We start from the raw sequence: 16642 nt of genomic DNA on the forward strand, positions 1-16642 counted from the left end.
CTTTATCGGCTATCATGTCGGCACGAGCCTTTCTGGTGGAAAATGCTCAAAGACTGGAGCAGCGTCTAAGTGGGGAACACCAGCCTGATGCCAAGCGCGCACTCGCCCGCCAGCTCCGCAAGCTGAAGGCCGAAATCTCCGTGCTGGAACTCGCCGCCCACAAGCATGTTGCTGCTCATGCCCATCTGGATGAGGCAAGCCGCCGCTTGCAAACCGCACCGGGTGTTGGCCCCATCGTCGCCATGACCCTGCTTGGCGATCTACCAGAATTGGGCACGCTCAACAGCAAACAGATCGCACGCTTAGTTGGCTTAGCGCCCTTCACCCGTGAAAGCGGTCAGTGGAAAGGCCATGCGCGTTGCTCAGGAGGACGCATGCGGCCACGAAACATGCTCTATCTTGCCGCAATGGCTGCCAAGCGCTGCCACAAACCTTCCAAAGCCTTCTTCGACACACTCATCTCCAACGCCAAGCCCAAAATGGTCGCTCTCAATGCCCTCATGCGAAANCACAGGGAGAGGGGAGATTCCATCTGGACCCATTTTGGTGGAAACCCTGTTTCACCAAAATGGAGTATCGAGGATGGCCGCGACATCTGGGTCGTCAAGTGTCCGTTTTCTTCGAAAACGGATCGCGTCGCGACGCAGCAAAGCTGCGCACTTGACTACCCCGATGTCGCAGAAACAATTTTGGTAGCGGTTGGGTGACCAGAAGGGTCACCAAAGCGCTTCTAGATAAAAAACTTTCCCCGCCCCCTCAATGCCATCCCCGCCGGAGCGAAGCGCAGAGCGGGGACCTCCTTGTGCTTGTGCGGCACAGGGTCCCGGATCGGCTGCGCCGTCCGGGATGACACCGTGAAAAAGGTCTTTATCTGGAAGGCTTTGGTGCAGGCTGTGCCTGTCCCAAAGGCCAGGCTCAATTGTTGGTGGACCATAGGGATCACCAAAACGCGTCCAGATGAGACTCCTTCAAAAGGTGCGATGTCATCCCCACCGAAGCGTAGTGGCAAGCGGGGACCTCAGCGCACTTTTCGGCCCAAGGCCAGAGACTGCGCTTAGGCCGCTGCGGATACCCGACCGAGAGCGCATTGTTGCCACAGGTCGGAAAGGGCCGTCACCAAGCGCTCAATGTCTGCGTCGCTATGCAAGGGTGACGGCGTGATCCTGAGCCGCTCGGTTCCTCGCGGGACGGTCGGATAATTGATCGGCTGGATATAGATACCCGAGCGCTCGAGCAACCAATCGCTGATCATTTTGCACTTCACCGGATCGCCAACCATCACGGGAATGATGTGGCTGTCGTTTTCCATACAGGGAATACCCACGGCCTCTAAACGGCGACGAACCAGCGCCACACGATCTTGATGGCGCTCACGCTCTGCCGAACTTGCCTTCAAATGACGGATGCTGGCGCACGCACCTGCAGCCACTGAAGGTGGCAGAGCCGTTGTGAAGATAAAGCCCGAAGCAAAGCTGCGGATGAAGTCACACAGCGCTGTCGAGGCGGCGACATAGCCGCCGAAGACCCCAAAGGCCTTGCCCAATGTACCTTCAATCACGGTTAAGCGATCCATCAAGCCCTCGCGTTCGGCCACACCGCCGCCGCGTGGACCATAAAGGCCAACGCCATGGACTTCGTCGAGATAAGTCATGGCCCCATATTTTTCTGCGACATCACAGATGGCCGCAATCGGAGCGATATCGCCATCCATCGAATAGACCGATTCAAAAGCCACCAGCTTGGGCTGTTCAGGCGGCAGGCTGGCCAAAACACGCTCAAGATCCTCAGTATCATTGTGCTTGAAGATGCGCACTTCGGCGCGGCTATGGCGAATGCCCTCGATCATGGAGGCATGATTGCCTTCATCCGAGACCACGACGCAATTTGGGATTTTGCTTGCCAAGGTGCTCAAAGCTGCCCAATTGGACACATAGCCTGAGGTAAACAAAAGCGCGGCTTCTTTACCGTGTAAGTCAGCCAATTCTTGCTCAAGCAAGATGTGATAATGATTGGTGCCCGAGATATTGCGCGTCCCACCGGCACCGGCACCGCAGCGATCAATCGCCTCATGCATGGCGGCCAAGACCTTGGGATGCTGGCCCATGCCGAGATAATCGTTCGAGCACCAAACCGTTACTTCATGGACACCGCCATCGGCATGACGCGTCGCGCGCGGGAATTGGCCCGCATGACGTTCCAAGTCCGCAAAAACGCGATAGCGACCTTCAGCACGCAACGCGTCCAACTGACTGTTGAAATAGGCTTGGTAGTCCATGTTATTTCCCCTCCCGACAACCTGGCAGTGCTTTCACCACCACCAGGCCGTTTTGATATCTGTTTGGCAAGCGACTTACCAAACGGGTTGTAGCCGAACGTTGCTGGGTAGCTCATTCGAAAGTGTTGGCAGTAGATAAAGGCCGGCGAAGGTTGCCGCGACTTGCGCGCTCCACCCCAGTCGTTTGATCTGATTGATAAAACCACCCTCAGCTTTAGCGGCTTCAATCTTGTCCGACAGGATTCGCAAACGCTCAAAGCCTGCTCGGAACTTTGGATTATCGGTATCGAGCATGACGGGGAAGACCTGCTTGGAGATCTCTGTCGTGAGCGAAAACACCTGATAATCATAATCGGTTGGGTTCACGCCCAATGCCTTGTGGAAGGCTGGCCGCGAATGGTCGCGCACATACATGGTGGCATAGACCGACAAGAGGAAAAAGCGAATCCAAAGCTTGTTGCCGCCCTGAAGCAAGGATGGATTGGCGCGCAGCATCAAGGCAAAAGCTTCGCCATGGCTAAATTCATCATTGCACCATTCCTTGAACCAATTGAAAATTGGATGGAATTTATGCTGTGGGTTGCGCTCTAATTGCCGGAAGATGGTGATGTAGCGCGCATAGCCAATCTTTTCGGACAGATAGACCGCATAGAAGATGAACTTTGGTTTGAAATAGGTGTATTTCTTGGTCTTGGTCAGAAAGCCCAGATCAACGCCAATCCCAAAATCCTTCAGCGACTCATTGATAAAGCCTGCATGGCGCGATTCATCGCGCGCCATATATTTGAACAAGGCTTTGATATCAGGATTGGAGACGCGCTTGACGATCTCTGCATAGAGCACACAGCCTGAGAATTCCGACGTGATGGAGCTGACCAAAAAGTCCACAAACTCGCGGCGCAATTCTGGGTCCAGATCATCCAAACGACTATCGAAAGCCGCATCGCGCTTAAAGTGGCCGCGGCGCGGATCGGCCGCCATGGCCGACAGCATTTGGTCCCATTCTTCTTGCACCAAGGACACGTCGATCTTGTCCATCGCCGCATAATCGGTTGTGTAGAAGCGCGGGCTCAAAATCGTGTCGGTTTTGGCCAGCTGGGTGGTGTCGAGATAGGTGTCGTCAAAAGTGGCTGCTGTCATGGCAGTTTCCCCGGTGTGAAGCTGACTTCGTAAAGCTCAAAGAGCTCAAAATAAGAGGCGACTTTGATCCAAAGTCTTTCAAGGGCCGTCGCGCGAATGATCTTCACACCCCGATGGAGCGTGCAGGATTCACCAAACGACAGCCGGATCGGGGGTCCTTGGACAATCATCTTGTCGCCAGGGCCGAGGATGGTGCCATCGTCCAAGGAGACATGGGCATGGAGGCTAGTCTCATCATGCTGAATCTCAATGGTACAAGTTGTCACATGCGACACACGCTTCAGGGCGTCTGGCCATTGCAAGGTCCAGAATTCGGGCTGCTGGTGGAAGAGGTAAGACTCGCTCATGACCGGACCAACTCCATGGCTTGCGAGGTATAGAAGCCGCTGACAACACGGGTTGTGCGGCCAATCTTCCAGCCCGCCATACGCGGGTCACTGGCCACCGCTTTGCGCAAGAAAGCCTCGCTAACCGGCTCAATCGCCGGGGCGCGATCGGCGCGCGGGAACAATAGCCCGACCGTGTGCATGAGGGTCAAAAGCGGTGTCTTGGGCGCAAAGGTAAAGACGATCGAACCTGAACAGCGCGCCGCCAGTGACGACAGAGCCGTCATGATTTCCTCGCGCGGGTAATGGATCAGGGAATCCATCGCCACCATATGGTCGAAGACACCATGAGACGGGTCGAGCATATCGCCAACGCGAAACTCAATCGTACCCGGTGCCGGATCAATCGGCGCGCGCTCACCTGCGACCGAAACCAAGCTTGCAGCCACATCCACCGCCACCACATCGCCACCACGATGGGCTGCAATGACGGCCAAAGCTCCCGTGCCACAGCCGGCATCCAAAATGCGCTTGCCGGTCAGAGAGTCCGGCAACCAAGAGACCAAAATCGCACGCATTTGATCGCGACCGGCCCGCACCGTTGCGCGGATTTTGCTGACTGGGGCAGTCGAGGTCAGCTGTGCCCACGTCTCTGACGCGGTGCGGTCGAAATAGGTCTCGAGACGTTGGCGGCGCTCAACATAGGTGGTGGTCAACATGCCAAATGCTCCCGATCAATCAAAGCCGAGGAAGTCGAAAATGTCGCGATCCTTCATCGGCTCAGCCTTCAGCTCTTTCGTGCCAACCCAGAGCGAGGCGGCTAAACGAAGATATTCATTCTGAACGGCTTCCAGCTCTGGCGAAGGCTCCATTTCAAACAAGGTCGACTTTTTAAGGCGTGAACGCCGGATAACGTCGAGGTCAGGGAAATGGGCCACACGTTCGAGACCACAGGCCGCATTAAACCGGTCAATCTCGTCGGTATCCTTGCTGCGATTGGCGATCACGCCACCCAAGCGGACATCATAGTTCTTCGACTTGGCCTTAATGGCTGCCAAGATGCGGTTCATGGCAAAGATGGAGTCAAAATCATTGGCAGTGACGATCAAGGCACGCTCAGCATGCTGCAAGGGGGCGGCAAACCCGCCGCACACCACATCGCCCAACACGTCGAAGATCACGACATCGGTATCTTCCAACAAATGATGCTCTTTCAACAGCTTCACCGTTTGGCCGACAACATAGCCGCCACAGCCCGTACCCGCTGGCGGGCCACCGGCCTCAACGCACATCACCCCATTATAGCCTTCATAGACATAGTCTTCGGGGCGTAATTCCTCGCTGTGGAAATCAACGCTTTCAAGGACATCAATGACGGTCGGCACAAGCCGCTTGGTCAAGGTAAAGGTGCTGTCATGCTTGGGGTCACAGCCGATTTGCAAGACGCGCTTGCCCAATTTGGAGAAGGCCGCCGACAGATTGGAAGAGGTAGTGCTCTTGCCAATGCCGCCCTTGCCATAAATGGCGAAGACCTTGGCCTTATCAATCTTCAAATTGGGATCAAGCTCTACTTGAACGCTGCCTTCGCCATCCCCGCGCAAAGATGGGGCCCGCGTGATCGGGGTCGCTCTGGGTTTCAGGCCGCGGGGTAGGTCTAATAGAGCCATGGGTTCTTCTCCTAGGTCAGGCAGCGGCGGCTGCGATGCCTTCCAAATTGTCTTCAAGTTCATCACTGGCATGGCGGAGCGCTTCCAAAGTCGCGCTGTCGGGCTGCCAATAATTGCGGGCATGGGCTTCCAAGAGGCGGTTAGCCATTCGGGCGGAAGCTTTCGGGTTGAGGGCGGCCATGCGCTGGCGCATGGCGTCATCGAGCACATAAGTCTCGCTGATTTTTTGGTAGACCCAAGGCTGGACCTGTCCGGTCGTGGCCGACCAGCCCATGGTGTTGGTGACCTGCGCCTCGATTTGGCGCACGCCTTCATAGCCATGTGACAAAAGGCCTTCATACCAGCGTGGGTTCAGCATGCGGGTATGGGTCTCAAACGTCACTTGCTCCGCCAAGGTGCGGATTTTGCCGTCGCCTTGAGTTTGGTCGGAAATATAAACCGGCACATCGACACCGCGGGCGCGCTTTACCGCTTTGGTAATGCCACCCAGCGTATCGACATAATGGTCAATCGTGGTGACGCCGAGCTCTACCGAGTCGAGACCCTGATAGGTGAGATCGACGGTCTTCAAGATGCCTTCCAACACAGCTGACTGGCGCATGGGTGGGCCCTTACGGCCATAGGCGAAGCATTTGCGGCTTTGATAGGCTTCTGCCAGTTCATTCTCATCGGTCCAGCAGCTGGCATCAATCATCTGATTGACATTGGCCCCGTAGGCCCCGTCGGCATTGGTGAAGACGCGCAGAGAAGCCGTCTCTAAATCGCAGCCGGTTTGGACGGTCTGCGCAAGCGCATGCTTGCGGACGAAATTCATGTCATCGGGTTCATCCACGCTGGCCGCCAGCCAAGCCGCTTCTGCCAGCATGCGGGTCTGCAGCGCCAGAAGGTCGCGGAAAATGCCCGACAAAGTCATCACGACATCAATGCGGGGGCGGCCAAGTTCTTCCAAAGGAATAAGCTCTGCCCCACACAAGCGGCCATAACTGTCAAAGCGAGGCCGTGTGCCCATCAAATAAAGCGCTTGCGAGATTGTGCTGCCTTCGCTCTTCAGATTGTCAGAGCCCCAAAGAACCATGGCGATGGTTTCGGGGAAGGCCCCGGTTTCATCCATATGCCGATCCAGCAACTTACGGGCTTGGCGCGCGCCATCATGGGTGGCGAAAGCGCTGGGCAAGCGGAAGGGATCAAAACCGTGCAGATTGCGCCCAGTAGGCAGGACAGCGGGTGTGCGAACCAAATCACCACCCGGTGCAGGGCGGATATAGCCACCATCTAGGGCATGGATCAGGGCCGACAGTTCGTGGTCCTTCTCCAGCAAGACATTGCTTTCGGCCAAGGCCTGCAGCCGCTCAATCAAGCTACGGCTGGACTTTAGCCCTGCTGCCTCAAGGGCGTCGACGGGACTGGCACCCTGTACCAAGGCCTCAATCACCGAACGGGGCAAGGCCGTGTCTGGCACGCCATTGGCCATGGCCAGCAACAAGTCGATCCGCTCTTCCATCGAAGGGGCTTGGCCAATGACATGCAGGCCTTCTGGGATCAGCGCGTCGTTTAACTCGCTCACGCGGGTCTGCAAAGCTTCCAACTCGACTGCGCATGGCCCTTTCCAAGCGGGACTGGCAGGGGCGAGATCTAAAGCGGAGGCTTGGCTTTGGATGAGTTCGATCAGGCTGTCGCGATCGACACCATCGCCCTCTTTCGCCCCATACCAACGGCCAATACTTTCGCGCAGATCCTGCAGGCCCTTGTACAGGCCCGCCTGCACGATCGGGGGCGTCAAATAGCTGATCAGCGTGGCACCGCCACGACGCTTGGCCAAAGCCCCTTCTGACGGATTGTTGGCGGCATAGAGATAGTAATTGGGGATATCGCCAATCAGGCGCTCTGGCCAGCAATCGCCCGTTAGGCCCACTTGCTTGCCCGGCATGAATTCCAAGGCACCATGGGTACCGAAGTGCAAGAGCGCCGAGGCCTTAAAGTCTTCGCGCAAATAACGGTAAAAAGCTGAAAAGGCATGGGTGGGCGAGAAGCCTGCTTCAAACAACAGGCGCATCGGGTCGCCCTCATAGCCAAAGCCCGGCTGGAGACCGACAAATACCCGGCCAAATTGTGCACCCAAGATAAAGATCGAGCGACCATCACTGAGTTGGCGTCCAGGCGCTGGACCCCATTGGGCTTCAATCTGCCCCAGATAGCGTTCGCGCCGCACATGGTCGTCAACGGAAATGCGGGTGTGAACATTGGCGTCGGTGCCAAAGCGGGCAGAGTTTCCGATCAGAAGCTGGTCACGCAGCGCATCGACCGCGTCGGGCAGATCCACATCATAACCTTCGGATTTGAGCGTCTTTAACGTGTTAAATAGAGAGGCAAAAACAGCTAGATAGGCAGCAGAACCCACCGAGCCCGAATTAGGTGGGAAGTTGAACAAGACGATGCCCAAATTGCGATCTGCGCGTTCGGTCCGGCGAAGCTTGACCATTTTGGCAACGCGATCGGCCAAAGTCTCGGCGCGCTCGGGGCATACCCGCATGCGGGGCGGACCTTTTTCTTCCTCAAACGTGCAAGCATGGCTGCAGCCTTTACACGCCATACCCGAACCATCGGAACGGCCGCCATAGACGATAGGGGCGGTTGCACCATCCAATTCTGGAATTGCGACCATGATGGTGGACTCAACGGGCGAGAGACCCATGTGCGAGCTGCCCCAGCCTTGCAGCGTCTGAAACTCAAGCGGTTGGGCCGAGACATAAGGAACGTCCAGCTCTGCCAGAACCTTCTCTGCCGCCACAGCATCATTATAGGCAGGCCCACCAACCAGCGAGAAGCCAGATAGCGATACAATGGCATCCACCGTAACGCGGCCATCGGCCATAAAGAATTTTTCGATAGCAGGACGGGAATCAAGGCCACTGGCGAAAGCCGGTATCGCGCGAAGGCCGCGCGCCTCTAAGGCTTCAATCACCCCTGCATAATGGCCTGCATCATCGGACAAAACATAAGAGCGCAACAAGAGGACACCGACCGTGCCTTTATGCTCGCGGCGCAATTCGGGTAGAGCCGACAAACTTTCGCTGATACGCTGTTCGGCGTGAGGATGGTAAAGACCGACTTCAGGATAATCGATCGGTGCAGCCGCCTGCATCACGCCGCGCAATTCCTTACGCTCGCCACTGGCATAACGGCCAATCAGATTGCGCACCATTGAGACGACGTTTTCTTGCGAGCCCGACAGCCAATATTGCATGGTCAAGAAATAATGCCGCAGGTCTTGCGCGGGGCCGGGAATATATTTCAACAGCTTGGGCAAGCGGCGCAGCATCGCCATTTGGCCTGCGCCAGAGCTTCCGCCCGACTTCGTCTTATTGCCACGCAAGCGCTTCAACATAGCCAGCGGGCCCTTGTCAGACCCATCCATGCTGAAATTGCCCAGCTTCGTCATTTTCACAACTTCGCCGGCCGACATGATACCGATCATCGCATCGCACTGATCGCGACGCGCGGCCAAGGCAGGCAATACGGCTTGGATATGTTCATCGACAAACATCATGGAAACAAGGATGATGTCCCCTTGGGCGATGTCGCGCAGGCAAGCATCCAGCGCCCCGCGCTTTTCCGCCCAATCCGTGGCTGCATGCATCACAACCGAAATGCCAGGACTTTCCGAGGCGAGCCTATCTGATGCGCGCTGAACCAAGGTACGCAGATGGTTGTCGAGGGTGACGACCACCACCCGTACCGACGTGCCCCCATCTTGTGGGCGCGAGCTAGGGCCGTCTTCAACGTGCGAAGTGGCTTTTGGCATCATAAAGCGCCTCAAGGGAGATGATCTCTAAGCCCTGCTCAGCGGCGTAACGTTCCGTGTTACGCTTAGCTTTGCCACGGACAAAGAAGGGGATTTTCGAAAGTTCCTTGGTGGCCTCTGGGCTCCAATTCAAAACAGTGATGGTTTCTTGCACAGGGTCTGCCGCTGCGACTGGCGCGCGCGCAACTTCTGGGACAGATGGTTGTGCGGCGGCTTCGACTTTGGCGTGGCCACCGAGGTGGGAAGGCCCGGCGGCATCATTAAACTCAAAGTCCTCGCGGAACATGGTCAGCAAATGCTCTTCCAAGCCCATCACAAGCGGATGGACCCAGGTATCGAACAGCACATTCGCCCCTTCAAAGCCCATGACCGGCGCATAGCGAGCGGGGAAGTCTTGCACATGGACGGGTGCTGAAATCACCGCACAAGGCACGCCGAGGCGCTTGGCAATATGACGTTCCATCTGTGTACCCAAAACCAATTCCGGCTGCAGAGCCGCAACGGTTTCTTCCACCAGCAAATAATCGTCTGTGATGAGGGCTTCGACGCCCAACTGAGCCGCGACGGCTCTCACATCCCGCGCAAACTCGCGATTATAGCACCCAAGGCCCACCACCTCGAAGCCAAGCTCTTCTTTCGCCACACGGGCGGCGGCCATGGCATGGGTGGCGTCCCCAAACACAAAGACGCGCTTGCCTGTTAGATAATTGGAATCAACCGAACGCGCCCACCACGGCATATGCGAGCCATGCTGTGCCAAGAGGGGCTCTGGATCGACCCCTGCCAAGGCGGCCACTTCGCGCACAAATTCACAGGTGGCTTGGAAGCCCATGGGAATGGTCCGAACCGCTTTTTGACCGTACTGACGTTCAAGCCAACGGGCGGCGGTGTCGGCGATTTCGGGATAAAGAACTACATTAAAGTCCGCCTCTGGCAGGCGGCGAATGTCATCCGCCGTCGCGCCCATGGGGGCGGCAACATTGACCTCAATCCCCAGCTGATGGAGCAGGCGGGTGATTTCGATCACGTCATCGCGGTGACGGAAGCCCAAAGCCGTTGCGCCCAAAATGTTGCAGCTAGGCTTGGCCCCCTCAGCCTTGGGGGCCGGGGCCTCGGTCGCAAGGCCGCGAACGATCTGGTAAAATGTCTCCGCCGCGCCCCAATTTTCCTTCTTCTGATAAGAAGGCAGTTCGAGGGTGATGGTGGGGACAGGCAGGTTCAGCGCGCGCGCCAAGCCACCGGGATCATCTTGTATAAGCTCTGCGGTGCACGAGGCCCCCACCAGCATGAGATCTGGGTCAAAGCGCTCATACGCATCACGCGCGGCAGTCTTAAAGATCTCAGCCGTGTCGGTGCCAAGGTCGCGGGCTTGGAAGGTCGTATAGGTCACTGGTGGCCGCGCGCCACGCCGCTCAATCATCGTGAACAAGAGGTCGGCATAGGTGTCGCCTTGCGGTGCGTGCAGGACAAAATGGACACCTTTCATCGCAGTTGCGATGCGCATAGCCCCGACGTGGGGAGGTCCTTCATATGTCCAAACCGTCAATTGCATGGCGTTACACCTTCAATACAGAGCGGCGGTAAAGCGGGCGGGCAAACAATCCAGCCAGATCACCCGCGCAATCAAAGCCATGGACCGGCGAGAACACGAGCTCGATCGACCATTTGGTCGAGATGCCCTCCCGTTCGAGCGGATTGGCAAGGCCCATGCCGCAAACAACCAAGTCTGGCTTTGCGGCGCGACAGCGGTCGAGCTGGCGGTCAACATCCTGACCCTCACTCAACGTGACGGCCTCGGGCAGATACGCCATCTCCGCACTCAAAAGCTGGCGGTTGAGATAGGGCGTGCCCACTTCGATCAACGTCATATCAAGTTCGCGCGCGAGGAAACGCGCAAGGCTGGGCTCCATCTGGGAGTCTGGGAAAAAGAAAATGCTTTTGCCAGCTAAATGCTGCTTTTGCGCTTCGAGCGCGCGCTTCGCCCGCTCCCGCCCGGGAGCCACAACGGCCAAGAAATGAAGCTCTGGAATGCCAAAGGCATCGGCGGCGGCTTTCAGCCAATGGGTTGTGCCTTCAGCCCCAAAGGGGAAAAGAGCCGGCAAATGCTGTGCACCCCGCTCGGCCAAGGCACGCGCAGTCTCACCCAAAAAGGGTTGCGCCAACAAAAATTTAGTGTTGGGGCCAATCGCTGGGATGGATTGCGAATGACGCGGCGGAAAGAAGTGAACCGGCCCAATGCCCAATTGGTTGAACAGGCGGGTGAACTGGTCTTCGACAATATCCGGCAAAGTCCCGACGACGAGCAGCGAGGCAGGCGCATCGTCTGCCGCAACCGGGGCTTCTGGCACCAAAGCCACCAAGCAAGCATCTTCGCCCTGGGTGAACGTCGTCTCAATGCCGCTGCCCGAATAATTCAAGACGCGGACCGAGGGGCTGTGCTTCTTCGACAAACGCTCTGCCGCCCGCGACAGATCAAGCTTGATCACTTCCGACGGGCAGGAGCCGACGAGGAAGAGGAGTTTGATATCGGGCCGACGCGACAAAAGCCTGTCCACCACTCGGTCAAGCTCCTCATTAGCGTCCACAAGGCCCGCCAAATCGCGTTCTTCCATGATGGCTGTGGCGAAGCGGGGCTCGGCAAAAACCATCACGCCAGCGGCCGATTGGATCAAATGGGCGCAGGTTCTAGAGCCCACCACGAGGAAAAATGCATCTTGGATTTTGCGATGCAGCCAAACGATCCCGGTTAGCCCGCAGAACACTTCCCGCTGACCGCGTTCGCGAAGAACTGGGCGTGCCTCGAGGGCAGGGCTGGTCAACGTGGCAGCATCACTCATGTTCAGGATGCCCCGTCTCTGGGCGTATGAGACTGTTTCGTATGCGATACGGAACTGGATCCCGCATGGGCAGGCCACGGATTTGCGAATTGCAAAAGACCGTCAATCCAACGCCTTAAGATAGATGGTGAAGCCTTTTTTCGTTCGGAGGCTTTACCGACATGAGACTCAGAGACACGCCATTCGTGCGAGTTAGAAGGCTGCATCAACATCGGAATTCTCCAGCAGAAATCGGACCTCTGATAAGGCCATTTCACAAGGTATGCCTCCCCTTCACGTCTTGTCAATAGAAATAGACGTCCAATACTTTTGACAGTCATCAGGCGAACAAACCCTTGCAATTTGTTCGCAGGGTGAGACAGTCAGGACTGATGCGGGTAGCAGATGAGGTTAGGGTGGTTTCTTCGACACGTGGTTCACCGGGCGTTGGGCAAAACGATCCGCGGATCAACCAAGCGCTGAACACCCCAGCGCCTGCACGCTCTCTCTGTACCGATTGCGGGATTTCGCGTTCGTCAGACCCCAAGCGCTGTGGCCGGGCCTGCCAATTCATCAGCCCAAACTATCCATCGATGGAGACCCAAGTCCATGGGCGAGCCCGCGCTTCTGGGGTGGGTGATGAGCTTTTTTTTGGTCCGGTTAAAGCCATGTACCAAGCCAAATTGAAAAGTCCGCGCGAAGGGGCGCAGTGGACCGGTATTACCACCCGCCTTGCCGAGCGTCTTCTTGAAACCGGTGCCGTGGATGCGGTGCTGACCATGAAGCCCGACCCAGATGACCGTTGGCGGCCAGTGCCGACCTTGGTGACAGAGGCTTCTGAGCTGGCTTATTGCCGTGGCATGCGCATGGGTTATGCGCCCCTATTGGCGCTCTTAGAACCAGCGCGAGACCTGGGTTACAAGCGCCTTGCGGTCATAGGCATTCCCTGCCAAGTCTATGCTTTGCGGGCATTAGAAGCCGAATTTGGCTTTGATCGGCTTTATGTGATTGGCACGCCCTGCTCAGACAATACCACCACCGAAAGCTTCCATCAGTTTTTGAACCTTCTCTCTGATCAGCCAGAAACCATCAGCTATCTTGAATTCCGAGCAGACTATCATGTCGAGCTGCGGTTTGATGATGGCCACAAGCAAATCATCCCGTTCTTGCAATTGCCGATCTCACAGCTGCCGTCAGACTTTTTCCCGCTAACCTGCCGGACCTGTGTCGATTACACCAATGCGCTGGCCGACATTACCATTGGCTATATGGGCGGGCAGGGCGAGCAGTGGCTGTTGGTGCGCAATGAACGCGGCGAAGAATTATTGTCGCTTCTGGGCGATGAAGTCGCCTTGACCGCCCCAACCAGCCACGGCAAGCGTGCCAGTGCGGTGAAAGGCTTTAAAGCCAATGTCGAGCGCGCTGCCGGTGGCTTGCCCTTGCGGGGCATGCCCAATTGGGTGCGGCCCTTGGTGGGTTGGCTGATGCCACGGATTGGCCCGCGCGGCTTAGAATTTGCCCGGACACGGGTTGAAATGAAGGCGATTGAAACCGTTCTGCATCTGCGCCGCGAAGAACCTCAGCGCATGAAAAACATGATCCCCGACCATGTGTGGCAATTGACCGCACCCTATGGCCTGACTTCTGACACCCAAGAGCGCAAGCCAATTGAGGAACCAGATGCTATGGTTCGACCGCTGGCCGAGGCGAATGCCTGACGCCAACCCCTTCCTTTTGGAGCCCTTTTGATGCGTATCGCTTTCCCCTTCACAGCTATTGTCGGCCAGGACGACATGAAGCTGGCCATGCTGATCGCAGCAACAGATCCAGGCATTGGCGGGGTGATGGTGTTTGGCGATCGCGGCACGGGCAAGTCCACCGCCGTGCGGGGACTGGCCGCGCTACTGCCACCGATCAAAATGGTGAAAGCGTGCCAGTATCATTGCGACCCGCGCGCCGATAGATCCAGTTGCGCGACGGGCTGTGTGCACCGTTTAGACGGGCAGACCCCCGACGTGGGCGAGATGGCAACCCCAGTTGTCGATTTTCCTTTAGGCGCGACGGAAGACCGCGTGGTCGGAGCTCTCGATCTGGAACGGGCTTTAACCCAAGGCGAGAAGCATTTTGAACCCGGCCTGCTTGCGCGCGCCCATCGCGGCTTTCTCTATATTGATGAAGTCAATTTGCTGGATGACCATTTGGTTGACCTTTTGTTGGACGTTGCCGCTTCCGGCGAGAATGTGGTTGAGCGCGAGGGCCTGAGCGTCCGCCACCCAGCCCGATTTGTATTGATCGGGAGCGGAAACCCGGAAGAAGGAGAATTGCGGCCGCAATTGCTCGACCGCTTCGGTTTATCGGTTGATGTGAAAACGCCTGATGATCTGGCCTTGCGGGTGGAGGTCGTGCGGCGGCGCGACTCCTTTGATCGCGATAGCGCAGGCTTTGCTGCCCGCCAGGCTGAGGCCGAAGCCGCAGTGCGGGAAAAGATAGTATCCGCGCGCGGCCGACTAAGCGAAATCGAAACACCTGATGCGGCGCTGGAATGGGCGTCGCGCCTGTGCATGGCTGTGGGTGTTGATGGCTTGCGGGGCGAGCTGACCTTGATCCGTGCCGCCCGTGCGGTTGCCGCCCTTGAAGGCGACACCAAGGTAGAAGACCATCACTTACGCGGCATTGCCGTGATGGCCCTGCGCCACCGCTTGCGCCGCAATCCACTCGATGAAACTGGCTCGTCAACCCGGATTGAGCGCGCCATGACCGACCTGTTTGGATCATGACCCAAGAGGCGCAGACCGATCAGGTGCCCTGCGCCGCTTGGCCGGAACCTTTGTTGATTGCCACCTTGTTTGCCATGGACCCACACGGCCTGGGCGGCATTTCGATCAAAGGACGCAGCAGCCCGTTTTTTGATGCGTGGCTCGATCTCTTGAGAGAGCTGTTGCCAGAGGGGGCACCCTTGCGCCGCTGCCCCGTGCAAACCGGGGATGACCGTCTCCTTGGCGGCCTAGATCTCGCAACCAGCCTTGCACTTGGCCAACCCGTGGTCCAGCGGGGGCTCTTAAGTGAAGTCGATGGTGGCGTTTTGGTCCTGCCCATGGCAGAGCGTTTGAGCACAGCCACCGCTGCCAGGATTGCTGCGGCCTTGGATCAAGGCCAGTTTCAGCTGGAGCGCGATGGCTTAACCTCGCTTTTGCCCGCCCGCTTTGGTCTGATCTTGTTGGATGAAAGCATAGGCGCTGAAGAATCCCCGCCTTCGGCCCTTCTGGAGCGGTGCAGCTTTCGCCTCGATGGCAATGGCCTGGGGTTGGCAGACTTAGCAGGTGCGGGGGCAAGCTTTGAGCATATCCAACTGGCAACAGCGGCTCTACCGCGCATTGGCTTAGCGGACGAAACGCTTGTTGATGCGATCTGCGAGGCAGCCCAAGCCTTTGGTCTGCACTCAGCCCGACCAGCGCTCCTCTGCTTGCGGGTCGCGCGCATGGTGGCGGCTTTAGACGGAAGACCGGCGGCCACTCTGGGCGATGTGACGTTGGCGGCACAATTGGTCTTGGCACCGCAGGCGTTACAATTACCCCCGCCGCCTGAGGAAGCCCCACCCGATGAGGTCGAGCCACCAGAAAGCCAAGATGAAGCTGAACCCGACGTAACCGATGCAGAGCCACCACCACCAGAATCCTCCCCCGATACCCAAGCAGAGGCAGAGGCCAAGACCCAACCCAATCCCAGCGAAATACTGGTCGATGCGGTTAAGTCCGCTCTGCCCGCTGAGTTGATTGCAGCACTTGGCAATCAGGCCAAGCCCAATCGTCAAGGCCGCGCCAGTGGCAGTGGCGGTGGGGCGATGCAGAAGTCACCTCTGCGTGGTCGACCCATCCGTTCGCGGAGCGGAACTTTAAAGCCCGGCGAACGCCTTAACATCATTGAGACACTGCGCGCGGCGGCACCGTGGCAAAAGTTGCGTCGTCGCCCGCAAGCAGAGGGTGCCCCGGCGGCCAAGCGCATTGAAGTTCGCAAAAGCGATTTTCGCATTCGCTGCTTTGCCCAGCCGAAAGAGGCGACGACCATCTTAGTGGTCGATGCCTCCGGCTCTTCGGCCTTTCAGCGTTTGGCCGAGGCTAAAGGCGCGGTGGAGCTTTTGCTGGCGCAAGCCTATGTCGACCGTAGCCGCGTGGCCTTGGTCGCTTTCCGCAATGAGGGGGCAGAAGTCCTCTTGCCGCCAACCCGCTCACTGGCCCGGGCGCGACGACAATTGGCGGATTTGGCGGGCGGGGGCGGCACGCCCTTAGCCGCCGGTATTGATACAGGCCTGATCTTGGCCTTGGCGGAAAAGGCCAAGGGCCGTACGCCGCGCCTGTTATTCTTGACCGACGGGCGCGCCAATATTGGCCGCGAGGGCAAGGCCGGTCGTGCTGTTGCGATGGCTGATGCCCTGTTGGCAGCGCGAGCCGTTGGCCTATCCAATATTGCGGCGGTGCATATCGACACCTCACCCTTCCCGCGCCCCGATGCCCGCGAACTGGCCGAGGCCATGCGGGCGATTTATGCCCCACTGCCCTATTTGAACGCGCAAGCCATTAGCGCCATTTGAGCCTTGAGCTAAACCTTTGATTTCAACA

The 16642-nt window shown here is 57.7% G+C and carries 12 protein-coding genes; 4 read left to right on the forward strand and 8 right to left on the reverse strand.

The annotated features are described in order from the left end of the window. Positions 1-242: 242 nt before the first annotated feature. On the forward strand, positions 243-707 hold the full coding sequence (locus tag B7364_RS15180; protein WP_456297791.1) for a transposase: 465 nt from the start codon (positions 243-245) through the stop codon (positions 705-707). A gap of 347 nt (positions 708-1054) precedes the next feature. Here B7364_RS15180 and hemA read toward each other — a convergent pair whose 3' ends face one another. From hemA to B7364_RS15225, 8 genes are all read right to left on the reverse strand, one after another. After that, the gene (gene hemA, locus B7364_RS15190) at positions 1055-2275 is read right to left on the reverse strand and encodes a 5-aminolevulinate synthase (protein ID WP_085340892.1); all 1221 of its coding nucleotides are present in this window, start codon (positions 2273-2275) and stop codon (positions 1055-1057) included. 75 nt (positions 2276-2350) lie between these two features. Further along, entirely contained in the window at positions 2351-3415 is a 1065-nt protein-coding gene (gene acsF, locus B7364_RS15195; RefSeq protein WP_085340893.1) for a magnesium-protoporphyrin IX monomethyl ester (oxidative) cyclase, read from the reverse strand. Next, on the reverse strand, positions 3412-3762 hold the full coding sequence (locus B7364_RS15200) for a hypothetical protein (protein ID WP_198534287.1): 351 nt from the start codon (positions 3760-3762) through the stop codon (positions 3412-3414). Before B7364_RS15200 ends, acsF begins: the two co-directional genes overlap by 4 nt. Further along, on the reverse strand, positions 3759-4460 hold the full coding sequence (bchM, locus tag B7364_RS15205) for a magnesium protoporphyrin IX methyltransferase (RefSeq protein ID WP_085340894.1): 702 nt from the start codon (positions 4458-4460) through the stop codon (positions 3759-3761). Before bchM ends, B7364_RS15200 begins: the two co-directional genes overlap by 4 nt. 15 nt (positions 4461-4475) lie before the next feature. Then, positions 4476-5408: a ferredoxin:protochlorophyllide reductase (ATP-dependent) iron-sulfur ATP-binding protein gene (gene bchL, locus B7364_RS15210; RefSeq protein ID WP_085341015.1), complete on the reverse strand. Its 933-nt coding sequence runs from the start codon at positions 5406-5408 to the stop codon at positions 4476-4478. Between the two features lie 16 nt (positions 5409-5424). Next, positions 5425-9213, reverse strand: coding sequence for a magnesium chelatase subunit H (locus B7364_RS15215; protein WP_232780927.1), 3789 nt, complete (start codon positions 9211-9213; stop codon positions 5425-5427). Next, entirely contained in the window at positions 9185-10762 is a 1578-nt protein-coding gene (bchB, locus tag B7364_RS15220) for a ferredoxin:protochlorophyllide reductase (ATP-dependent) subunit B (protein ID WP_085340895.1), read from the reverse strand. Before bchB ends, B7364_RS15215 begins: the two co-directional genes overlap by 29 nt. 4 nt (positions 10763-10766) lie before the next feature. Beyond that, positions 10767-12047 (reverse strand): ferredoxin:protochlorophyllide reductase (ATP-dependent) subunit N, encoded by a 1281-nt coding sequence (locus tag B7364_RS15225; RefSeq protein WP_085340896.1) that lies wholly within the window; start codon positions 12045-12047, stop codon positions 10767-10769. A gap of 395 nt (positions 12048-12442) precedes the next feature. Here B7364_RS15225 and B7364_RS15230 point away from each other — a divergent pair, with 395 nt between their 5' ends. Genes B7364_RS15230 through B7364_RS15240 form a run of 3 tightly spaced genes read left to right on the forward strand, consistent with a single transcriptional unit; the run spans position 12443 to position 16614 of the window. Continuing rightward, entirely contained in the window at positions 12443-13744 is a 1302-nt protein-coding gene (locus B7364_RS15230; protein WP_232780928.1) for a Coenzyme F420 hydrogenase/dehydrogenase, beta subunit C-terminal domain, read from the forward strand. Between the two features lie 30 nt (positions 13745-13774). Beyond that, entirely contained in the window at positions 13775-14803 is a 1029-nt protein-coding gene (gene bchI, locus B7364_RS15235) for a magnesium chelatase ATPase subunit I (RefSeq protein WP_085340898.1), read from the forward strand. After that, positions 14800-16614, forward strand: a complete 1815-nt coding sequence (locus B7364_RS15240) for a magnesium chelatase subunit D (protein ID WP_085340899.1) — start codon at positions 14800-14802, stop codon at positions 16612-16614. Before bchI ends, B7364_RS15240 begins: the two co-directional genes overlap by 4 nt. Positions 16615-16642 lie beyond the last annotated feature (28 nt).

This window comes from Aquidulcibacter paucihalophilus (assembly GCF_002105465.1).
Classification (GTDB): Bacteria; Pseudomonadota; Alphaproteobacteria; order Caulobacterales; family Aquidulcibacteraceae; genus Aquidulcibacter; species Aquidulcibacter paucihalophilus.

Coding starts and splice junctions, on each gene's coding strand:
- hemA (WP_085340892.1), bottom strand. CDS start 2,275: ATGGACTACCAAGCCTATTTCAACAGTCAGTTGGACGCGTTGCGTGCT.
- acsF (WP_085340893.1), bottom strand. CDS start 3,415: ATGACAGCAGCCACTTTTGACGACACCTATCTCGACACCACCCAGCTG.
- B7364_RS15200 (WP_198534287.1), bottom strand. CDS start 3,762: ATGAGCGAGTCTTACCTCTTCCACCAGCAGCCCGAATTCTGGACCTTG.
- bchM (WP_085340894.1), bottom strand. CDS start 4,460: ATGTTGACCACCACCTATGTTGAGCGCCGCCAACGTCTCGAGACCTAT.
- bchL (WP_085341015.1), bottom strand. CDS start 5,408: ATGGCTCTATTAGACCTACCCCGCGGCCTGAAACCCAGAGCGACCCCG.
- B7364_RS15215 (WP_232780927.1), bottom strand. CDS start 9,213: ATGATGCCAAAAGCCACTTCGCACGTTGAAGACGGCCCTAGCTCGCGC.
- bchB (WP_085340895.1), bottom strand. CDS start 10,762: ATGCAATTGACGGTTTGGACATATGAAGGACCTCCCCACGTCGGGGCT.
- B7364_RS15225 (WP_085340896.1), bottom strand. CDS start 12,047: ATGAGTGATGCTGCCACGTTGACCAGCCCTGCCCTCGAGGCACGCCCA.
- bchI (WP_085340898.1), top strand. CDS start 13,775: ATGCGTATCGCTTTCCCCTTCACAGCTATTGTCGGCCAGGACGACATG.
- B7364_RS15240 (WP_085340899.1), top strand. CDS start 14,800: ATGACCCAAGAGGCGCAGACCGATCAGGTGCCCTGCGCCGCTTGGCCG.